The 16,285-nt window shown below is 71.5% G+C and carries 18 protein-coding genes; 7 read left to right on the plus strand and 11 right to left on the minus strand.

Annotated features, from left to right (window positions below; all coding sequences use genetic code 11):
• Nucleotides 1–12: 12 nt before the first annotated feature.
• The gene (locus AAEP80_RS00220; protein WP_420365516.1) at nucleotides 13–639 is read right to left on the minus strand and encodes a TetR/AcrR family transcriptional regulator; all 627 of its coding nucleotides are present in this window, start codon (nucleotides 637–639) and stop codon (nucleotides 13–15) included.
• A 78-nt stretch (nucleotides 640–717) separates the two neighbouring features.
• On the opposite strand from AAEP80_RS00220, the gene AAEP80_RS00225 reads away from it, so the two are divergent.
• Nucleotides 718–2,151 carry a DHA2 family efflux MFS transporter permease subunit gene (locus AAEP80_RS00225; protein ID WP_420365517.1) on the plus strand — a complete coding sequence of 478 codons (1,434 nt, stop codon included), beginning with the start codon at nucleotides 718–720 and terminating at the stop codon, nucleotides 2,149–2,151.
• A 179-nt stretch (nucleotides 2,152–2,330) separates the two neighbouring features.
• On the opposite strand, the gene AAEP80_RS00230 is transcribed toward AAEP80_RS00225, so the two are convergent.
• The 7 genes from AAEP80_RS00230 to AAEP80_RS00260 form a co-directional block, all read right to left on the minus strand.
• On the minus strand, nucleotides 2,331–3,065 hold the full coding sequence (locus AAEP80_RS00230; protein WP_420365518.1) for an amino acid ABC transporter ATP-binding protein: 735 nt from the start codon (nucleotides 3,063–3,065) through the stop codon (nucleotides 2,331–2,333).
• On the minus strand, nucleotides 3,062–3,925 hold the full coding sequence (locus tag AAEP80_RS00235) for an amino acid ABC transporter permease (protein WP_420365519.1): 864 nt from the start codon (nucleotides 3,923–3,925) through the stop codon (nucleotides 3,062–3,064). The genes AAEP80_RS00230 and AAEP80_RS00235 overlap by 4 nt, the downstream gene beginning before the upstream one ends.
• 5 nt (nucleotides 3,926–3,930) lie before the next feature.
• The gene (locus AAEP80_RS00240) at nucleotides 3,931–4,752 is read right to left on the minus strand and encodes an ABC transporter substrate-binding protein (RefSeq protein WP_420365520.1); all 822 of its coding nucleotides are present in this window, start codon (nucleotides 4,750–4,752) and stop codon (nucleotides 3,931–3,933) included.
• 115 nt (nucleotides 4,753–4,867) lie between these two features.
• On the minus strand, nucleotides 4,868–5,347 hold the full coding sequence (locus tag AAEP80_RS00245) for a cupin domain-containing protein (RefSeq protein ID WP_413600957.1): 480 nt from the start codon (nucleotides 5,345–5,347) through the stop codon (nucleotides 4,868–4,870).
• 7 nt (nucleotides 5,348–5,354) lie between these two features.
• Nucleotides 5,355–6,686 carry an amidohydrolase family protein gene (locus AAEP80_RS00250; RefSeq protein ID WP_420365521.1) on the minus strand — a complete coding sequence of 444 codons (1,332 nt, stop codon included), beginning with the start codon at nucleotides 6,684–6,686 and terminating at the stop codon, nucleotides 5,355–5,357.
• Entirely contained in the window at nucleotides 6,683–8,371 is a 1,689-nt protein-coding gene (locus AAEP80_RS00255; protein WP_420365522.1) for an adenosylhomocysteinase, read from the minus strand. The genes AAEP80_RS00250 and AAEP80_RS00255 overlap by 4 nt, the downstream gene beginning before the upstream one ends.
• A gap of 55 nt (nucleotides 8,372–8,426) precedes the next feature.
• The gene (locus AAEP80_RS00260) at nucleotides 8,427–9,368 is read right to left on the minus strand and encodes a PrsW family intramembrane metalloprotease (protein WP_420365523.1); all 942 of its coding nucleotides are present in this window, start codon (nucleotides 9,366–9,368) and stop codon (nucleotides 8,427–8,429) included.
• 90 nt (nucleotides 9,369–9,458) lie between these two features.
• Between AAEP80_RS00260 and AAEP80_RS00265 the strand changes: the two genes are divergently transcribed.
• From AAEP80_RS00265 to AAEP80_RS00290, 6 genes are all read left to right on the plus strand, one after another.
• Nucleotides 9,459–9,722 carry a glutaredoxin family protein gene (locus AAEP80_RS00265; protein WP_281265793.1) on the plus strand — a complete coding sequence of 88 codons (264 nt, stop codon included), beginning with the start codon at nucleotides 9,459–9,461 and terminating at the stop codon, nucleotides 9,720–9,722.
• 144 nt (nucleotides 9,723–9,866) lie between these two features.
• Nucleotides 9,867–10,757, plus strand: a complete 891-nt coding sequence (locus tag AAEP80_RS00270; protein ID WP_420365524.1) for an amidohydrolase family protein — start codon at nucleotides 9,867–9,869, stop codon at nucleotides 10,755–10,757.
• A gap of 49 nt (nucleotides 10,758–10,806) precedes the next feature.
• Nucleotides 10,807–11,655 carry a fumarylacetoacetate hydrolase family protein gene (locus AAEP80_RS00275; protein ID WP_420365525.1) on the plus strand — a complete coding sequence of 283 codons (849 nt, stop codon included), beginning with the start codon at nucleotides 10,807–10,809 and terminating at the stop codon, nucleotides 11,653–11,655.
• On the plus strand, nucleotides 11,655–12,407 hold the full coding sequence (locus AAEP80_RS00280; RefSeq protein WP_420365526.1) for an SDR family NAD(P)-dependent oxidoreductase: 753 nt from the start codon (nucleotides 11,655–11,657) through the stop codon (nucleotides 12,405–12,407). The genes AAEP80_RS00275 and AAEP80_RS00280 overlap by 1 nt, the downstream gene beginning before the upstream one ends.
• A gap of 82 nt (nucleotides 12,408–12,489) precedes the next feature.
• A complete protein-coding gene (locus tag AAEP80_RS00285) occupies nucleotides 12,490–13,167 on the plus strand; it encodes a FadR/GntR family transcriptional regulator (protein ID WP_402727089.1) in 678 nt (225 codons plus the stop codon).
• 123 nt (nucleotides 13,168–13,290) lie between these two features.
• Entirely contained in the window at nucleotides 13,291–13,569 is a 279-nt protein-coding gene (locus AAEP80_RS00290) for a GlsB/YeaQ/YmgE family stress response membrane protein (protein ID WP_420365527.1), read from the plus strand.
• An 87-nt stretch (nucleotides 13,570–13,656) separates the two neighbouring features.
• On the opposite strand, the gene AAEP80_RS00295 is transcribed toward AAEP80_RS00290, so the two are convergent.
• From AAEP80_RS00295 to AAEP80_RS00305, 3 genes are read right to left on the minus strand one after another with little or no spacing between them, the layout of a single operon-like run.
• Nucleotides 13,657–14,610, minus strand: a complete 954-nt coding sequence (locus AAEP80_RS00295) for an aldo/keto reductase (RefSeq protein WP_420365528.1) — start codon at nucleotides 14,608–14,610, stop codon at nucleotides 13,657–13,659.
• Nucleotides 14,607–14,927, minus strand: coding sequence for an L-rhamnose mutarotase (locus AAEP80_RS00300; RefSeq protein ID WP_420365529.1), 321 nt, complete (start codon nucleotides 14,925–14,927; stop codon nucleotides 14,607–14,609). The genes AAEP80_RS00295 and AAEP80_RS00300 overlap by 4 nt, the downstream gene beginning before the upstream one ends.
• On the minus strand, nucleotides 14,927–16,252 hold the full coding sequence (locus AAEP80_RS00305) for an alpha-L-fucosidase (RefSeq protein WP_420365530.1): 1,326 nt from the start codon (nucleotides 16,250–16,252) through the stop codon (nucleotides 14,927–14,929). Before AAEP80_RS00305 ends, AAEP80_RS00300 begins: the two co-directional genes overlap by 1 nt.
• Nucleotides 16,253–16,285: the final 33 nt, after the last annotated feature.

A 16,285-nucleotide genomic window follows, 5' to 3' on the forward strand; every position in this document is an offset into this window, starting at 1 on the left:
AGGCGGTTGCGGTCAGGCCGCTGCGCGCGCCAACGCGACGACCTGCATGCACTTCTCGCCGAACGTCGCGCGGAGCAGCGCCGCCGCGTCCTCGTCGTCGTCGAAGCGGGCCGGCATGTCGATCGCGAGCATCACGCTGAAGATCATCCCGGAGCCGAGGAAGCCCTGGACCTGTTCGTCGGGGATGCCGGCCTCGTCACGCAGGAACCGGTAGATGCCGAGGAACCCCTCACGGGCAGCCCGGCCGATGGCAGGCTCGGCGCCGGAGACGAACGCCTGCAGGAGCATCGTGTGCAGTCCGCGCGTCGCGGCGAGGTCGACGAACCGCTCCCCGATCGCGCGCGCCCGCTCGTGTTCGTCCGCACCGGGCGGCAGTCCGTCGAGCGTCTCCCGCCAGGCGTCGACGAGCGTGGCGAGCGTGGCGTCGAGCACCTCGAGGAAGAGTGTCTCCTTCGCCCCGAACATCCGGACCACGTACGGCTGGCTGATGCCGGCGGCCTTCGCGATCTGGTCCGTCGTCGTGCCGTGGTAGCCCTGTCGGCCGAACAGGTCCCGCGCGGCGTCGAGGATCATCGCGCGGCGTTCGGCAGCCGGCATCCGTCCGGTCCGCGACACTGCGGCATCTGCTCCAGAAGTCATGGTTGACAGGTTATCAGTCGATTACTACAGTCGCCATCGTTAGTAATCATCCGATTACCTCAGAACGGACCCCTCCCGATGAAACGACGCATCCCCGTCTGGCTGGCGATCACCGCCGCGTCCCTCCCGATGTTCATGGCGACCCTCGACAACCTCGTCGTGACGAGCGCGCTCCCCGCCGTCCACGCGGATCTCGGCGCCTCCGTCGAGGAGCTGCAGTGGATCACCAACGCGTACACACTCGCCTTCGCCGCGCTGATGCTCCTCGCCGTCGGACTCGGCGACCGGCTCGGCCGACGGCACCTCTTCGTCGCGGGCATCACCGTGTTCACGATCTCGTCGGCCTTCGCCGCGATGAGCACCGACCCCACCGCGCTCATCGTCTGGCGTGCCGTCGAGGGCGCCGGAGCGGCGGCGATCATGCCGCTCTCGCTCACCCTGCTCGTCGGCAGCGTCCCCGACCGCACCCGCACCGTCGCGATCGGCGCGTGGGGCGGGATCTCGGGCCTCGGCGTCGCGCTCGGTCCCCTCATCGGCGGCGCGGTCGTCGAGGGCTGGAGCTGGCAGGCGATCTTCTGGCTCAACGTCCCCGTCGGGATCATCGCGATCCCGCTGGCACTGCTCGCACTGCCGAACACCCTCGGTGCCCGGGTCCGCGCGGACGTCCTCGGCGTGGTGTTCGCCGGGCTCGGGGTCCTCGGTGTCGTGTTCGGCATCGTCAGGGGCAACGACGCCGGGTGGGCCTCGTTCGAAGTCCTCGCCGGACTCGTCGGCGGCGGCCTGCTGCTCGTGGCGTTCGTCGTGCGCCAGGCCACGACCGACGCACCGCTCCTGCCGCTCCGCTTCTTCCGCGACCGCAGCTTCACGCTCGCGAACATCGTCGCGATGACGTTCTCGTTCGGGGCGTTCGGTGCGGTGTTCATCCTCATCCAGTTCCTGCAGGTCGTGCAGGGCCGCTCCCCGCTCGAGGCCGGAGTCTGGACGATGCCGTGGACCCTCGCGCCGATGGTGGTCGCGCCGCTCGCGGGCATGGTCGCACCGCGGATCGGCACCCGCGTGCTCATCGCCGGTGGCATGGCGTTCCTGTCGGCCGGACTGTTCTGGATCGCCGGCGCCATGTCCGCCGACGTGACGTTCACGGGCCTGCTCCCCGGCTTCCTGCTCGCCGGCATCGGGATGGGCGCGGTCTTCGGGCCGATCTCGACCGCGGTGCTCGCCCGGATGCCGCAGGAGGACCACGCGAAGGCCTCCGGCTCGAACTCCACGCTGCGGGAGATCGGCGTGGCCCTGGGCATCGCCGTGCTGACCGCGGTGTTCACCGGGGCCGGTGGGCAGCTCACACCGACGGGCTACGTCGACGCGGCACAGCCAGCCGTGCTCGTCGGGGCAGCGGTGGTCGCGGTGTCGGCCCTGGTGGCGGTGTTCCTGCCCGCCGGGCGCGGGGTGGCGTCGGCGGAGCCGGTGGCGGCGGTCGCGCCCCTGGGCGCGCCGGAGCCGGCTCCCGTCGCCTGACGCTTCGCACCCCGTTGCGGACATCGCGCCCCGTCCCGACGGAGCGCGATGTCCGTCCGGGGGTGCGAGCCGGCGCGGACGGCGCGGGCGCGGCGAGTGGCTGGAACGCACTGACCGGAGGCCCGGCGGCGGTCCGGCGGACCGGTGACGGGCCTCCAGGCGGTCGCGACCAGCGCGCGCTACGCGCCGACGCGGGAGAGGAACTCGACCAGCGCCGGGTGCGTGGGAGCGTCGAGAACCTCGGCGGGAGTGCCCTGCTCGACGACCTCACCGCGGTGCAGGAACACGATGCGGTCGGCGACGTTCCGCGCGAAGTGCATCTCGTGCGTCGTCATCAGGATCGTGGAACCCTGGCGCTTCAGCTCGGTGACGAGATCGAGCACCTCGCCGACGAGCATCGGGTCCAGGGCACTCGTGACCTCGTCGAGGAGCAGCAGCTCCGGCTCCGACGCGATGGCCCGAACGATCGCGACACGCTGCTGCTGCCCGCCCGAGAGCCGGTCCGGGTACGCACCGGCGAAGTCCCCGAGCCCGATCCGGTCGAGCAGCCGGCGTGCGGTTGCCTCGGCGGTGGCGCGCGGGACGCCGTGCACCTTCCGCGACGCGAGCGTCACGTTGTCGAGCACGGTGATGTGCGGGAACAGGTTGAACTGCTGGAACACCACGCCGATCCGGGCGCGGGTGGCGTCGACGTCCACGCGCGGGTCCGAGATGTCGGCACCCTGCAGGAAGATCTGCCCGTCGTCGATGCCCTCGAGGAGGTTCACCGTCTTGAGCAGCGTGGACTTGCCGGAGCCGGACGCACCGATGACGCAGATGACCTCGTGCCGGTCGATGGTGAGGTCGATGCCGCGCAGGACCTCCTGGTCACCGAAGGACTTGCGGAGTCCCTGGAGCTCGAGCACGGCGGTCATACGGTGCCCCCGATCTGCTCGCGGCGCTGCTGCCGGCGGGCGATGGCGTCGGTGACGCGGATGAGCGGCAGGCTGATCACGACGAACAGCAGACCCGCGACGAAGTACGGCGTGAAGTTGTAGGTCTCCGCCTGGGCGATCTGCGCCGAGCGGACGGCGTCGACCGCGCCGAGGATCGACACCAGACCGACGTCCTTCTGCATCGACACGAAGTCGTTCATGAGCGCCGGCGTGACCTTGCGGATCGCCTGCGGCATCACGACGAGCCGCAGCGTCTGCGCGTGCGACAGCCCGAGCGACCGGGCGGCGAGCCGCTGCGACGGGTGCACGGCCTCCATGCCGGCGCGGAGCACCTCGGCGATGTACGACGAGTACGTCAGGATGATCGCGACCGTGCCCCAGACCTCGGCGGGCAGGCGCGGGAAGATCCCGAGCCCGGGGATTCCGTAGCCGACGAGGTACAGCACGATGATGAGCGGCAGCCCGCGGAACAGGTCGGTGTACCCGGTGGCGACCATCCGCAACGGGAAGAACACCGGGTTGCGCAGACCCCGGACGACGGCGAGCAGCGTGCCGAACACCGCGACGCCGATGGCGGCGAAGAACAGGATCCGGATGTTCAGCCACAGGCCGAGCAGGATGTCCGGGAACGTCGACACGGCGGTGCCCGGGTCGAAGAACGACTGCTGGACCGCAGCCCACCCCGGGGTGTTCACGACGCCGAAGTAGACGACCACCAGCACGACGACCGTCGACACGACGGATGCGAGGACCGCTCGACGCCCGCGCTGTCGACGGTAGATCCGCCGCTCGAGCTCGACCTGACTGGGAGCCGCCGTGACGGCTGTGGGGACCGTCACCTGCGCTACTTCAGGACGGGGGTGTTCGTCTCGGACGACAGCCACTTCGTCTGGAGCTGCTTGAGTGTGCCGTCGTCGTCGAGCGTCTGCAGCGCCTTGTCGACCTTGCTCGTGAGCTCGGAGCCCTTCGGCAGCACGAACCCGAACTGGTCGCCCTTGCCGTCCGCCGGGAACTGCGCGGACACGGTGCCGTCGTCGAGCTGCGCCGCCGCCATGTAGAAGGCCGTCGGCAGGTCGGTGACGATCGCGTCGATCTGGCCGGACTTCAGCGCGAGCACGGCGTCGTCGTTCGAGTTGAACACCTGCGGGGTGACCCCGAGGACGTCCTTCACGCTGGCGATGCTCGTCGAACCGGTCGCGACACCGATCGCGTCCTTCTTGAGGGAGTCGACCGTGGTGTCGTCGACGGCCTTCGACCCCGAGGTCGTGACGACGGCCTGTGTGGTCGTGTAGTACGCCGAGGACATGTCGACGGCCTTCTTGCGCTTGGCGTCGATCGAGAACTGCTGGATGTTGAGGTCCCAGTCCTTCGGTCCGGGAGCGATCGCGCTGTCGAAGGTGCTGCGCTTCCAGACGACGTCCGACTTCGCGTAGCCCATCTCCTTCGCGACGGCGTACGCCACGGCCGACTCGAATCCCTTGCCGGACTGCGGCTTGTTGTCCTCGACCCAGGGCGAGTACGCGGGCTGCCCGGTCGCGATCGTCAGCTTGCCGTCGGCGACCGTGCCGTCGGCGCTGTTCCCGCTCCCCGATGCGCAGGACGAGAGGGCGAGGGCGGCGACCGCGGCGGTCGCGACGGCGATGGAGATGCGGAGGGAACGAGTCACGGTCGGGCCTTCGTGCAGGGGGTGGGGGCAGGGAGAATCGTACGGGGAACTGGTACACCACCGCGACCCGGCCCGTCATCGAGCGACCCCGCCGCCGGCACGCGACGCTGCCGGTTCAGTCGGCCAGGGTGAAGTCCTCGAACGAGAACCCCGGCGACACCAGGCAGCTCAGCAGGACCTCGCCGTCACCGGGGAGCGTCCGCTGCCACACGCCACCGCGGACGAACGCCTGCGCGTCGTTCACCCGGTCGCGGCCGGCATCGGCACCGAGGGTGATCTGCGCGCCCGGTTCCGGCTGCTCACCGTCGCCGCCGAGCTCGAGGACCACCGAGTCCGGCCCGTGCCACATCCAGATCTCGTCGCTCGTGACCCGGTGCCACGCGGACGCCTCACCCGGGGGCAGGAGGAAGTGGATGAGCGTCGCGGCCGGCCGCTCGCCCGCCGGGGTCGACACCGTCGCGGGCGAGGTCCAGGTGCGGACGTACCAGCCGCCCTCCGGGTGCGGCTCCATCCCGAGTGCCGCGGCCCGCTTCGGGACGTCCAGCCACTCGATGATCTCGCCGTCGACCGTCCGTCGTGCCATCTGCCCGTTCATCGCACCATCATCCCGCGAGACGGCCGTCGTCCGCGAGCCGGCCGTCGTCTGCGAGACGGCCGTCCTCCGCTCGCACACGCCCCCGGATCACCGTCGCCGCGGCCCGTCCGGCGCCGTCCTCGACGAGCTCGGCGAGCGCGTCCGGCACCGTGCGGGCGTCCACGTCGAAGACGGCGAGGTCCGCTCTGGCCCCCACGGCGAGGTGCCCGATCCGGTCCGGGCCGACGGCGAGCCCCATCGCGTGCGCTCCACCGAGTGTGGCCGCCGCGAGCAGTCGCTCGTGCAGGTCGTGGTCGCCGTAGCCCTGCGCGCGGGCGATCCGGTGCAGCGCGGTGACGTCGGCCATCAGGTCGAGGGACGGCGACGAGGACAACGAGTCCGTCCCGATCGCGATCGGGCTCCCCTCGCGGAGGTAGTCCGCGACGGGCGGCGGGTCGAGGCCGATGACGGCGTTCGAGCGCGGGCAGAGCGCGACGGCGGTGCCGCGGGCGCGGAGCAGGGCTCGGTCGGCGGCGGTCATGTAGACGCCGTGGGCGATGTGGCAGTCCGGCCCGAGGACGCCGAGCCGGTCCACGAACGACGTCGCGCTCGCGCCGAACCCGAGCGCGCGCATCGCTCGGAACGACGGCACGTTCGCGAGGTGCCAGTCGGATCCGTGCTCGGGCGACGTGGCGAGGCGCTCCCCTTCGAACGCCGCCTCCCCGAGGTGCAGGTGCAACCGGAGCCCGCGCTGGCGGACGATGTCCGGCAGTTCGAGGAGCGGCGCGACGTCGAGCGAGTACGGCGCGTGCGGGGAGAGTCCTGCACCCGGCGTCGTCGGGATCCGGGCGAGTTCGTCGAGCACCTGGTCGCGCCCGTGCTCCTGCCACGCCGCGTTCTCCCAGTCCATCACCTCCCAGTAGGCGATCCCGCCGAGGCCGTACGTCTCGAGCGCGGTGGCGGCCTCGATGTCCGTGACGATGTCCGCGATGCTCGTCACCCCCGCCACGATCGACTGCGCAGCCCCGTCGGCAGCTTCGGCCCGCCAGTCGTGCGGTTCGGCGTACTCCTCGTTGAACGCCGCGGCCCAGTCCTCGAATCCGCGGTACTGGCCCCGTCCGACACTGGCCATGCCGGTGTACTGCAGGTGGGAGTGGGCGTTCACGAGCCCGGGGAGCAGCGCCCCCTTCCACCGCCGCTCGGTGAACGTCGTGCCGTCCAGCTGGTCGACGACCCAGGCACGCTCGCCGACGTGCAGGATGCGTCCGTCGCGGACCGCGACCGCGCCGTCCGCGATCGGCGGCGCGGTCATCGGCACGACGATGCGCGCCGAGTGGACGGTGGTCTGCAGCTCGCTCATGCAGGGTCTCCGAAACGGCGGGTCCGGACGTCCGGCTCGCGTTCGGCGGGCTGTGCGGCGAGGCTGCCGGGAGGCTCGGTTCGGCTCCCGAAGGCGGCCAGCGCCGCGCGGGCGGTCGCCTCGTCCACCGCGGGGTCGATGGGCACGACGGCGCGCGGCAGCTCGTCACCGCGCTCGAGCAGCATCCGCACGGCGCCGAGCTGCGCCGCGAAGGACAGGTCCATGATCTCGACGGGGTTGCCCTCGGCAGCGGTGATGTTGATGCACCCGCCGTCGTCCAGCACCACGACGCCGTGGCCGTCCGGGAACGTGAACCGTTCCGCCTGCGGTCCGATCGTCGACCGGGAGGCGCCGGCCCTCAGCGCGTCGTCGATCGCCACCTCTTGGTCGACGCCGCCCGCGACGGCGACGACCGCATCGGGAGCGCAGGAGCGCAGGACGTCGACCGAGATCGTGTCGCGGACGCCCGTCGCGCTCATCACGAGGTCCGCGTGCTGCACGGCGTCGGCGAGCGGGGCGACGGCGTGCCCGGCGAACAGCGCCTGCAGGGCGCGGACCGGGTCCGTCTCGGCGACCGTCACCGTGAAGCCGAGCGCGCGGAGCACCATGGCGACCCCCTCGCCGACGTGGCCGTACCCGGCGACCGTTGCCGAGCCTCCCGACCGGATCCGGTGCGCGACGGCGGTCGGGAGCCCGTCGACCAGGTCGAGCGCCGCGAACACCGTCGACTGCCCGGTGCCGTACCGGTTGTCGAAGAACGTCTTCGTGCGGGCGTCGTTCACCGCGACCACGGGGATGCCGAGCCGGCCGCGCTCGGCCATCACGCGCAGGGGCCGGAGGCCGCTCGTCGTCTCCTCGGCGGCACCGAGCATCGTCGGCAGGAGGTCGGGATGCTCCTGGTGTGCGAGGCGGATCAGGTGCGAGCCGTCGTCGAGCACGATGTGCGGGCGGGTGTCGAGCATCGCGAGTGCGAGCGCCTTCTGCTCCGCGAGCGTCGCGGTGCTGCTGGCGTGGACCGTCAGTCCCGCGTTCCGGAGGGCGTCAGCCACGGCGTCGTCGGTCTCGTCGGCGTGGGCGTAGACGACGACCTCGGCGCCGGCGTCGCGGAGCAGCAGGCTCAGCACGGCGGTCTTCGGCTCGAGGAACATCGCGACGCCGATGCGGGTGCCACGGAGGAGTCCGCCGTCGCGGAGCTCGGCGGCGACGGCGCGGGAGACCGGCATCGAGCGGCGCGCCCAGCGCAGGCGGGCCTCGGCGGCGGGGGCGGCCTCGGGGTCGCGGCCCGACGAGACCAGGAACACGTCGTCGGAGGTCATCGGCACGCCGAGCACGCCGGGTCGGGCGGGGGCGACGGGGCCGAACGCGTCCTCGTCGACTGCGGGGGCGTGCCGGCCGGCGTCGATCACGATCAGGGTCGCGCCGCGGGGGCGGTCGGACTCCCGCTCGATGACGGGCGTGCTGTGCTCCGGCGTGCCGAGGCACCAGAGCTGGTCGATCGGCTCGTGCTCGTCCGCGCGGAGCGCGCCGAGACCGGTCAGCAGCGCGTCCAGCGCGGCGACGTCACCGCGCTCGCCCCCGACGATCCGGAAGCGGCGTGCGGCGACGAGCATGTTGGTCGTCCGCGCGAAGTGCCGGACGGCCGCGGATGCCCAGGCCGCGGTGTCGGGATCGGAGCGCAGCGGCATGGTCCCAGGGTAGAGCCGTGCGGTGGCCGGTCGGTCCGTCTCAGCGGTCGCGGTCTCAGCGGAGCACGTCGGGGCGCGGGGCGTCCGCCCAGCCCGGCGCGGCGGGGGCACCGAGCTGTCGCGTGCGCTTGCGGTAGTGCACCTGGATCCCGATCAGCACGGCGACGCCGATCGCGGAGACGATCGCGAGTCCGACGAGGTACAGCGTCGACGAGAGCCCCACGATCGACGCCGGCACCGCGCCGTTCTGCGCCACGGAGATCGGCGTGCCGGTGATGAGGAACGCGAGGAGGGTCGAGATCGTGGAGTTCGAGTCGTAGAGCCCGTGGAGCAGCGCGACGACGACGTAGGTGACGAGGATGCTCCAGGCCCAGCGGAACCGCGGCCGACCGTGCGCGGCACCGAACAGCACCGCCCCGAGGATCGCGGTCCAGAGCACGTGGCCGACCGGGGAGAGGATCGCGCGGAGGACCTCGGTCTGCAGCAGCGACACCAGGTCGATCCCCCGCGAGGTGATCGCGGCGTTGAAGGCGTACCCGGCGGACTCGAACGCGGCGAACCCGGCGCCGACGGTCGCGCCGAGCAGGGCTCCCTGCCGAGCCGTCTTCGGGCGGACGCGCCATCCGACGACCACGAGGAGCACGCCCTTGACGAACTCCTCCACGAACCCGACCACGAGGTAGACCAGCGCGTTCTGCTGCAGGTCCGACTCGAGCAGCGACGCCCCGAGGACCCCGAGGATGCCGCCGACGAAGAACGCCGTGACGAGCTGCATCGTGCTCACCGTGCCGGTGACCCGTTCGATGACGAAGAGGACCACGGTGAAGGGCACGAGGAAGCTGCCGAGCAGGATGATCGTCGGCACCAGGTTGGTGTTGCTCGTGTACACGGTGACGACGATCGTCACCACCCAGAGCACGAAGCCGACGAGCAGCGTCTTCCACCACCAACCACGGCGGTGGTGCGGGTGGGCGACGGGTTCGCTGGCCGTGGACATGGGACCATCGTGCATCGCCGGCCCGCGCCGTGCCCGGATCGGTGCCCGACCTGAGGAATGTCTCCTGCGCTCCGGACGTAGTGTCTGGGTATGAGCGATGAGACATTCGACCAGGTGACGATGTTCGGCGCGGACTGGTGCCGCGACTGCCGACGTTCGAAGGCGCTGCTCGACAAGCTCGGTGTGGAGTACACCTACGTGGACGTCGAGGCGGAGCCGTCGGGAGCCTCGCGTGCCGAGGCGATCAGCGGGCGCAAGAACATCCCCGTCGTGGTGCTGCCCAACGGCAAGCACTTCGTGGAGCCGTCCGACGCCGAGCTGCAGGCCGAGCTCGAGGCGTCCGGCGCCGTCTGACCGGGGCCGGCCAGCCCGAGACTCGGGCTGAGCGACAGCTCTCGGGCGTTCGAGCGCGAAAAGTGTCGCTCAGACCGAGTCTCGGCGCGGGCTCCGTGAGTCTCGGCCCACGCGGACATCGGATGAATCGGGCATGATGAGCGCGTGATCATCGACGCTCACCAGCACCTCTGGGACCCCGCCGACCGGACGTACCCCTGGATGGACGACTCCGTCGCGCCGATCCGTCGCCGGTTCGACGCGTCGGACCTCCGCGCGGTCACGGCCCCGGCCGGTGTCACGGCGACGATCGTCGTGCAGGCCGTGCACGACCCGGGCGAGACCGCGTGGCTCCTCGCGCAGCAGGAGCCCGTCGTCGGCGTCGTGGGATGGGTCGACCTGACCGCGCCGGACGTGGCAGATCGACTCGCGGCGCTCCGCACGGCCACAGCGGGGGCGCCGCAGCACGGGTCGCGGCAGCGCGGGTCGCACCCGCCGCTCGTCGGCATCCGGCACCAGGCGCAGGACGAGCCGGACCCGTCCTGGCTCGCACGCGAGGACGTCATCCGCGGCGTGCGGGCCGTTGCCGCGGCAGGACTGGCATTCGACCTCCTGATCCGCGGAGCCAGAGAGCACGCCGCAGCCCTCACCCTCGTCGACGCGGTCCCCGACGGCGTCTTCGTCCTCGACCACGCCGGCAAGCCCGACATCGCGCACGACGGCACCGCCACGGCGACCGCCTGGCGGGCACGCATGCGGGACTTCGCCACCCGGCCGAACGTGGCGTGCAAGGTCTCCGGCCTCCTCACCGAAGCCGGCGGGGACTGGCGGAACCGCCCCGTCGACCGGTACGTACGGGAGACGGTGCACACCTTCGGCACCGACCGGTCGATGTGGGGCTCCGACTGGCCGGTCTCGACCCTGGCCGCCGACTACCGCACCACCCTGCGCACGACAGCCGACGCCCTCGCGGACCTGTCCGACACCGAGCGCGAGGCGGTGTTCGGCGGCACGGCTGAGCGCGTGTACCTTGCCGGAGCACAGCCCCAGACATAGGATGTCTGCACTGCCCGCTGCATCGGCGCAGCGCAGAGAGCGAGGAACGATGAAGTTCGCACGACTCGGCCCCCTGGGACGCGAGATCCCCGTGGCCATCGACTCCGACGGCGAGGCCCTCGACCTCCGGCCGATCACCACCGACATCAGCGGCGCCTTCCTGTCGTCCGACCCGGTCGGCCGCGTGCAGCACGCCCGCAGCGCCGGCGACCTGCAGCCGGTGCCCGACGCCGACGGCCTGCGCCGCGGAGCGCCCGTCGCCCGCCCGGGCAAGGTCGTCTGCATCGGCCTGAACTACCGCGACCACGCTGCCGAGACCGGCGCCGACATCCCCACCGAGCCGATCGTGTTCATGAAGGACCCGATGACCGTGATCGGCCCGGACGACGAGGTCCTGGTCCCACGGAACAGCACGAAGACGGACTGGGAGATCGAGCTGGCCGTCGTGATCGGCACGATGGCGCGGTACTGCGAGTCCGAGGACGAGGCGGCGACGCACATCGCGGGCTACGCCATCGCGAACGACGTCTCCGAACGCGAGTTCCAGCTCGAGCGCGGCGGGCAGTGGGACAAGGGGAAGTCCTGCGAGACGTTCAACCCGCTCGGCCCGTGGCTCGTCACGCCGGACGAGGTGTCCCCGGACGCCATCGCCCTGCGGCTCAGCGTGAACGGCGAGGTCCGCCAGGACGGAACGACCGCCGACATGGTGTTCCGCCCGGCGGAGATCGTCCGGTACCTCTCCCAGTTCATGGTCCTGTACCCGGGCGACGTCATCAGCACCGGGACGCCCGCCGGCGTCGCGCTGGCCGGGCACGCCCCGTACCTGCAGCCGGGCGACGTCGTCGAGCTCACCGCGGACGGCCTCGGCGCCCAGCGGCAGACGATCGGGGCCGCCTGATGCCCGGCTCGCACGAGGGGCTCCGTGCGATCGTGACGGGCGGCGCCTCGGGCATCGGCGCGGCGATCACGTCGGCGCTGCAGGAACGCGGCGCGACGGTCGCCGTGCTCGATCTGCAGACGTCCGGGGTCACCGACGGCACGATCGCCGTCCCGTGTGACGTCGGCGACGACGAGAGCGTCCGCGCGGCCGTCGCCACCGCGGTCGAGCAGCTCGGCGGACTCGACGTCCTCGTGAACAACGCCGGCATCGGCGCGCAGGGCACGGTCGAGGACAACCCCGATGACGAGTGGCGCCACGTGTACGAGGTCAACGTCCTCGGCGTCGTCCGACTCTCCCGTGCCGCGCTGCCGCACCTCCGCGCATCGGGGGACGCCAGCATCGTGAACACCTGCTCGATCGCCGCGACCGCCGGACTCCCCCAGCGCGCGCTGTACTCCGCGACGAAGGGCGCCATCGCCGCACTCACCCGCGCGATGGCCGCCGACCACATCCGCGAGGGCATCAGGGTCAACGCCGTGAACCCGGGCACCGCGGACACGCCGTGGGTCGCACGGCTGCTGTCGACCGCCGCCGATCCGGCAGCCGAACGCGCCGCACTCGAGGCACGCCAACCCCACGGGCGCCTGGTCGCGCCGGAGGAGGTCGCCGAGGCCGTCGCCTACCTGACGAGTCCGCTCGCCCGGTCCACGACGGGCGTCGACCTGGCGGTCGACGGCGGGATGCAGGCGCTCCGGCTCCGACCAGCCTGATGCCGGAGAACACCGGTCGGGAGGCTCGGTGCCGGTATCGTCGAGCCATCCCGACCCAGCGTGGCCGGGTGGAGGGATCGCCATGGCTTCGCTGACCGACGACGCGATCGCGCGCATCCAGCAGATGATCGTGACCGGCGAGCTCAAACCCGGCCAGCGCCTCCCGCCCGAGAAGGAACTCAGCGAGTCTCTCGGGCTCTCCCGGAACAGTCTCCGCGAGGCGGTGAAGGCCCTCGAACTCATCCGCGTGCTCGACGTCCGACGCGGCGACGGCACCTACGTGACCTCGCTCGAGCCCTCCGTCCTGCTCGAGGCGGTGTCGTTCGTCGTCGACATGCACCACGACCGCTCGCTCGTCGACCTGCTGGAGGTCCGTCGCATCCTGGAGCCCGCGTCCGCCGTGCTCGCCACCGCCCGCGCCTCCGAGCAGCAGATCGACGAACTCGCCACGCTCATGGGCTCGGTGGGCGAGGACACCGGCGTCGAGGACCTCGTCGCGCACGACCTGCTCTTCCACTCCACGATCGCGGGCATCGGCGGGAACCAGTACCTGTCCGGGCTCCTCGACGCCCTGTCGAGCAAGACCGTGCGCGTGCGGGTCTGGCGCGGCCTCACTCAGAACGGCTCCGTCCAGCGCACCCTCGACGAGCACGCCGCGATCGTCGACGCCATCCGTCGCCGGGACCCCCAGCTCGTGCAGGCGCTCGTCGTGTCGCACGTCGAGGGTGTCGAGCGCTGGCTCCGCCGTTCCCTCGACTGACACGTCGTCGGATCAGCCAGTCCGCGCACTCCTGGCCGCGTCGAGCGGTTGACGTGTTCGATGGGACGTCGGCCCTGACTCCGGCAACCATGCCGCGGCAACCGCACCCACGAGGAGGACACCGTGCTCGGTCTCATCATCAGCTTGATCATCATCGGACTCATCGCCGGCGCCATCGCGCGACTGGTCATGCCCGGCAAGCAGCACATCTCGATCCCGATGACCATCCTGATCGGCATCATCGGCTCGTTCGTCGGGGGCTTCCTCGGCTTCCTGATCTTCCAGCACGACCCGATGGACGGCTTCTTCCAGCCGGCCGGCATCATCGGTTCGATCATCGGCGCGATCATCGTGCTGTTCATCTACCTGCGCGTCACCGGCCGCAAGTCGGCTCGCAGCTAGGGTCTGCCTCGGCGCTGATCGCGCCCCCGCACGAACATCGCGCCCCGTCTCGACGGGGCGCGATGTTCATTGCGGGGCGCGACGAGATCAAGCGGGCAGGAGCGCCGCCGCCTCCAGGTCGGCCCAGAGCGCGTCGGGGACGGACACCGCGGCACGAGCGGCGTTCTCACGCACCTGCGCTGCCGACTGGGCACCGACGGCGACCGTGCGGACCGCTGGAGCCCGGCGCGGGAACGCGAGCGCGGCTTCCGGCAGCGTCACCCCGTGCCGTGCGCAGACCGCGGCGAGCGCCCGGGCACGCTCGACCAGCGACGACGGGGCCGGGGCGTAGTCGTACGTGGTACCCGGCGCGGGGAGCGGGTTGCTCAGGAGCCCGGAGTTGTAGACACCGACCGCGACCACGTCCACCCCGAGCGAGGCGCACCGGGAGACCAGCGCCGCCGCCGGCTGTTCGAGCAGCGTGTACCGCCCGGCGAGCATGATCACGTCGCAGATGCCCGTGTCCACGGCGGCCGACAGCGCCGACACCGAGTTCGAGCCGACCCCGACGGCCTGCACGACGCCCTCGTCCCGCAGGCTCGCGAGCGCCGGCAGCGCCTGGGCCAGCCCATCGGACAGCGAGTAGACGTCGGGGTCGTGCAGGTACGCGACGTCGACGTGGTCGAGCCGGAGCCGCACGAGGGACTCGTCGAGCGACCGACGGACCCCTGATGCCGAGGGGTCCCACAGCCGCACGGGGTCGTCCGGCACCGCGAACCCGTCCCCGTCGACGCCGTCACCCGGGCCGGGCACGAGCAGCCGCCCGACCTTCGTCGACACCCGGTACGAGTCCCGCGGCCGCCCGGCGAGCGCCGCCCCGAGCCGCCGTTCGGACAGCCCGACCCCGTAGTGCGGCGCGGTGTCGAACCCGCGCACCCCGGCGTCCCACGCGGCGTCGACCGTGGCACGGGCGTCCTCGTCGGAGACCTCCCGCAGCAGGTTCCCGATCCCGGCGCACCCGAGCCAGAAGGGCCCGACGTCGAGGGCGAACGGCACGCTCACGGCTGACTCGCCAGGGTCCACACGAGCGGGACCCCGTCGTCGTTCCCGGAGTAGTCGTCGTCGGCCTCGAGCAGGGGGTTGATCACGGCCTGCCACTCGGCGTTGACGGGGTCGTCCGCCAACGAGCGACGCATCGCCCGGTAGTCGGTGACCTCGATCAGGTGGACGAGGTCCTGGCCGTCGCGCCAGATGCTCCAGTTCGACACCCCGGCGGCACGGAGCCGGTCGGCCAGCGCGGTCGGGACGGCGGCGTGCACGCGGTCGTACTCTGCCTCCGCCCCGCTCCGCAGTCGCGTCCGCGAGAGGATCCGCTGCATCAGTCGCGGAGGAACAGCTCGACGACGGGCACGGCGACGTCCGGTCGGACGATCGGCAGCGTCAGGGTCAGCGTCCCTGCCGGCTGCCCACCGAGCCCGGTGTTCTGCGCCCGGGTCCCCGGCGGGATCTCGCGGTAGTGGATCTCGGACGCGTCGTTCAGCAGCTGCGCGTACTCGACGCGGCCGGCGAGGTCGGGCAGGTGCACGTGCTCGAACGGCCACGTGAACAGGTGCAGGTACAGCCGGTTGCCGTTCTGCGTGTAGACCGTGCCAGCGGGTGCCCGGAAGGACGAGGGCCCGGCGCCGTACACCGACCGTGCGTGCCGGTCCATCCACGACCCGATCTCGGCGAGCGCCGTCCGGGCGACCCCGTCGAACTCGCCGCGACCGGTGGGTCCGACGTTGAGGAGCATGTTCCCGTTGTTCGACACCCCGTCGACGAGCATCCGGACGAGCAGGTCGGTGCTCTTCACGTTGAGGTTGTCGCGGTCGTAGCCCCACGAGCCGTTGAGGGTCTGGCAAGCCTCCCACGGCACCTGGACCCCGTCGACCTCCATCGGCTTGTCCGGCTGGTACTGCTCCGGGGTGACGATGTCGCCGGGCAGATCGAGCCGGTCGTTGACGATGATGCCGGGCTGGAGCCGACGGGTCAGCTCCAACAGCTCCGAGGATCCCCAGTCGTCGCGGCCCTTGCCGCCCCAGATGTCCTCGTGGTCGTTGTCCCGGTAGGAGAAGTCGTAGAACAGGTAGTCGATCCGTCCGTAGTCGGTCAGCAGCTCCGTCACCTGTCCGTGCAGGTACTCCCGGTACCGCGCCATGTCCCGGCCCTCGTTGAGCGCCGCGATGGCGGATTCGCCGTCGTCCCGTCGCGGGTGCACCCCGTCGATGGTGAAGTCCGGGTGGTGCCAGTCGATGAGCGAGTGGTAGAACCCGACCCGGAGCCCCTCGGCGCGGACGGCGTCGACGAACTCGCGGACGATGTCCCGGCCGAACGGCGTGTTCGTGGCCTTGTAGTCCGTCAGCGCCGAGTCCCAGAGCGCGAACCCCTCGTGGTGCTTCGTGGTGAGCACGACGTACTTCATGCCGGCCTCCCGCGCACGCCGAGCCCAGTCGGCGGCGTCGAACAGGTCGGGGTCGAAGTGGTCGAAGTACTTCTGGTAGTCCTCGTCGGTGATCCGCTCGCGGTTCTTCACCCACTCGTGCCGGGCGGGCAGGGCGTAGAGCCCCCAGTGGATGAACATGCCGAAACGGTCGTGGGTGAACCAGGCGGGCAGGCCGTTGGCGGCGGGGTCGACCTGCGGCTCTGCGGGTGCGGTGATGGTCATGGTGGCCAGTGTTCCTTTCAGGAGTGCAGCACG

Origin of the sequence: Curtobacterium sp. L3-7, from assembly GCF_048756585.1 — a bacterium.
Classification (GTDB): Bacteria; Actinomycetota; Actinomycetes; order Actinomycetales; family Microbacteriaceae; genus Curtobacterium.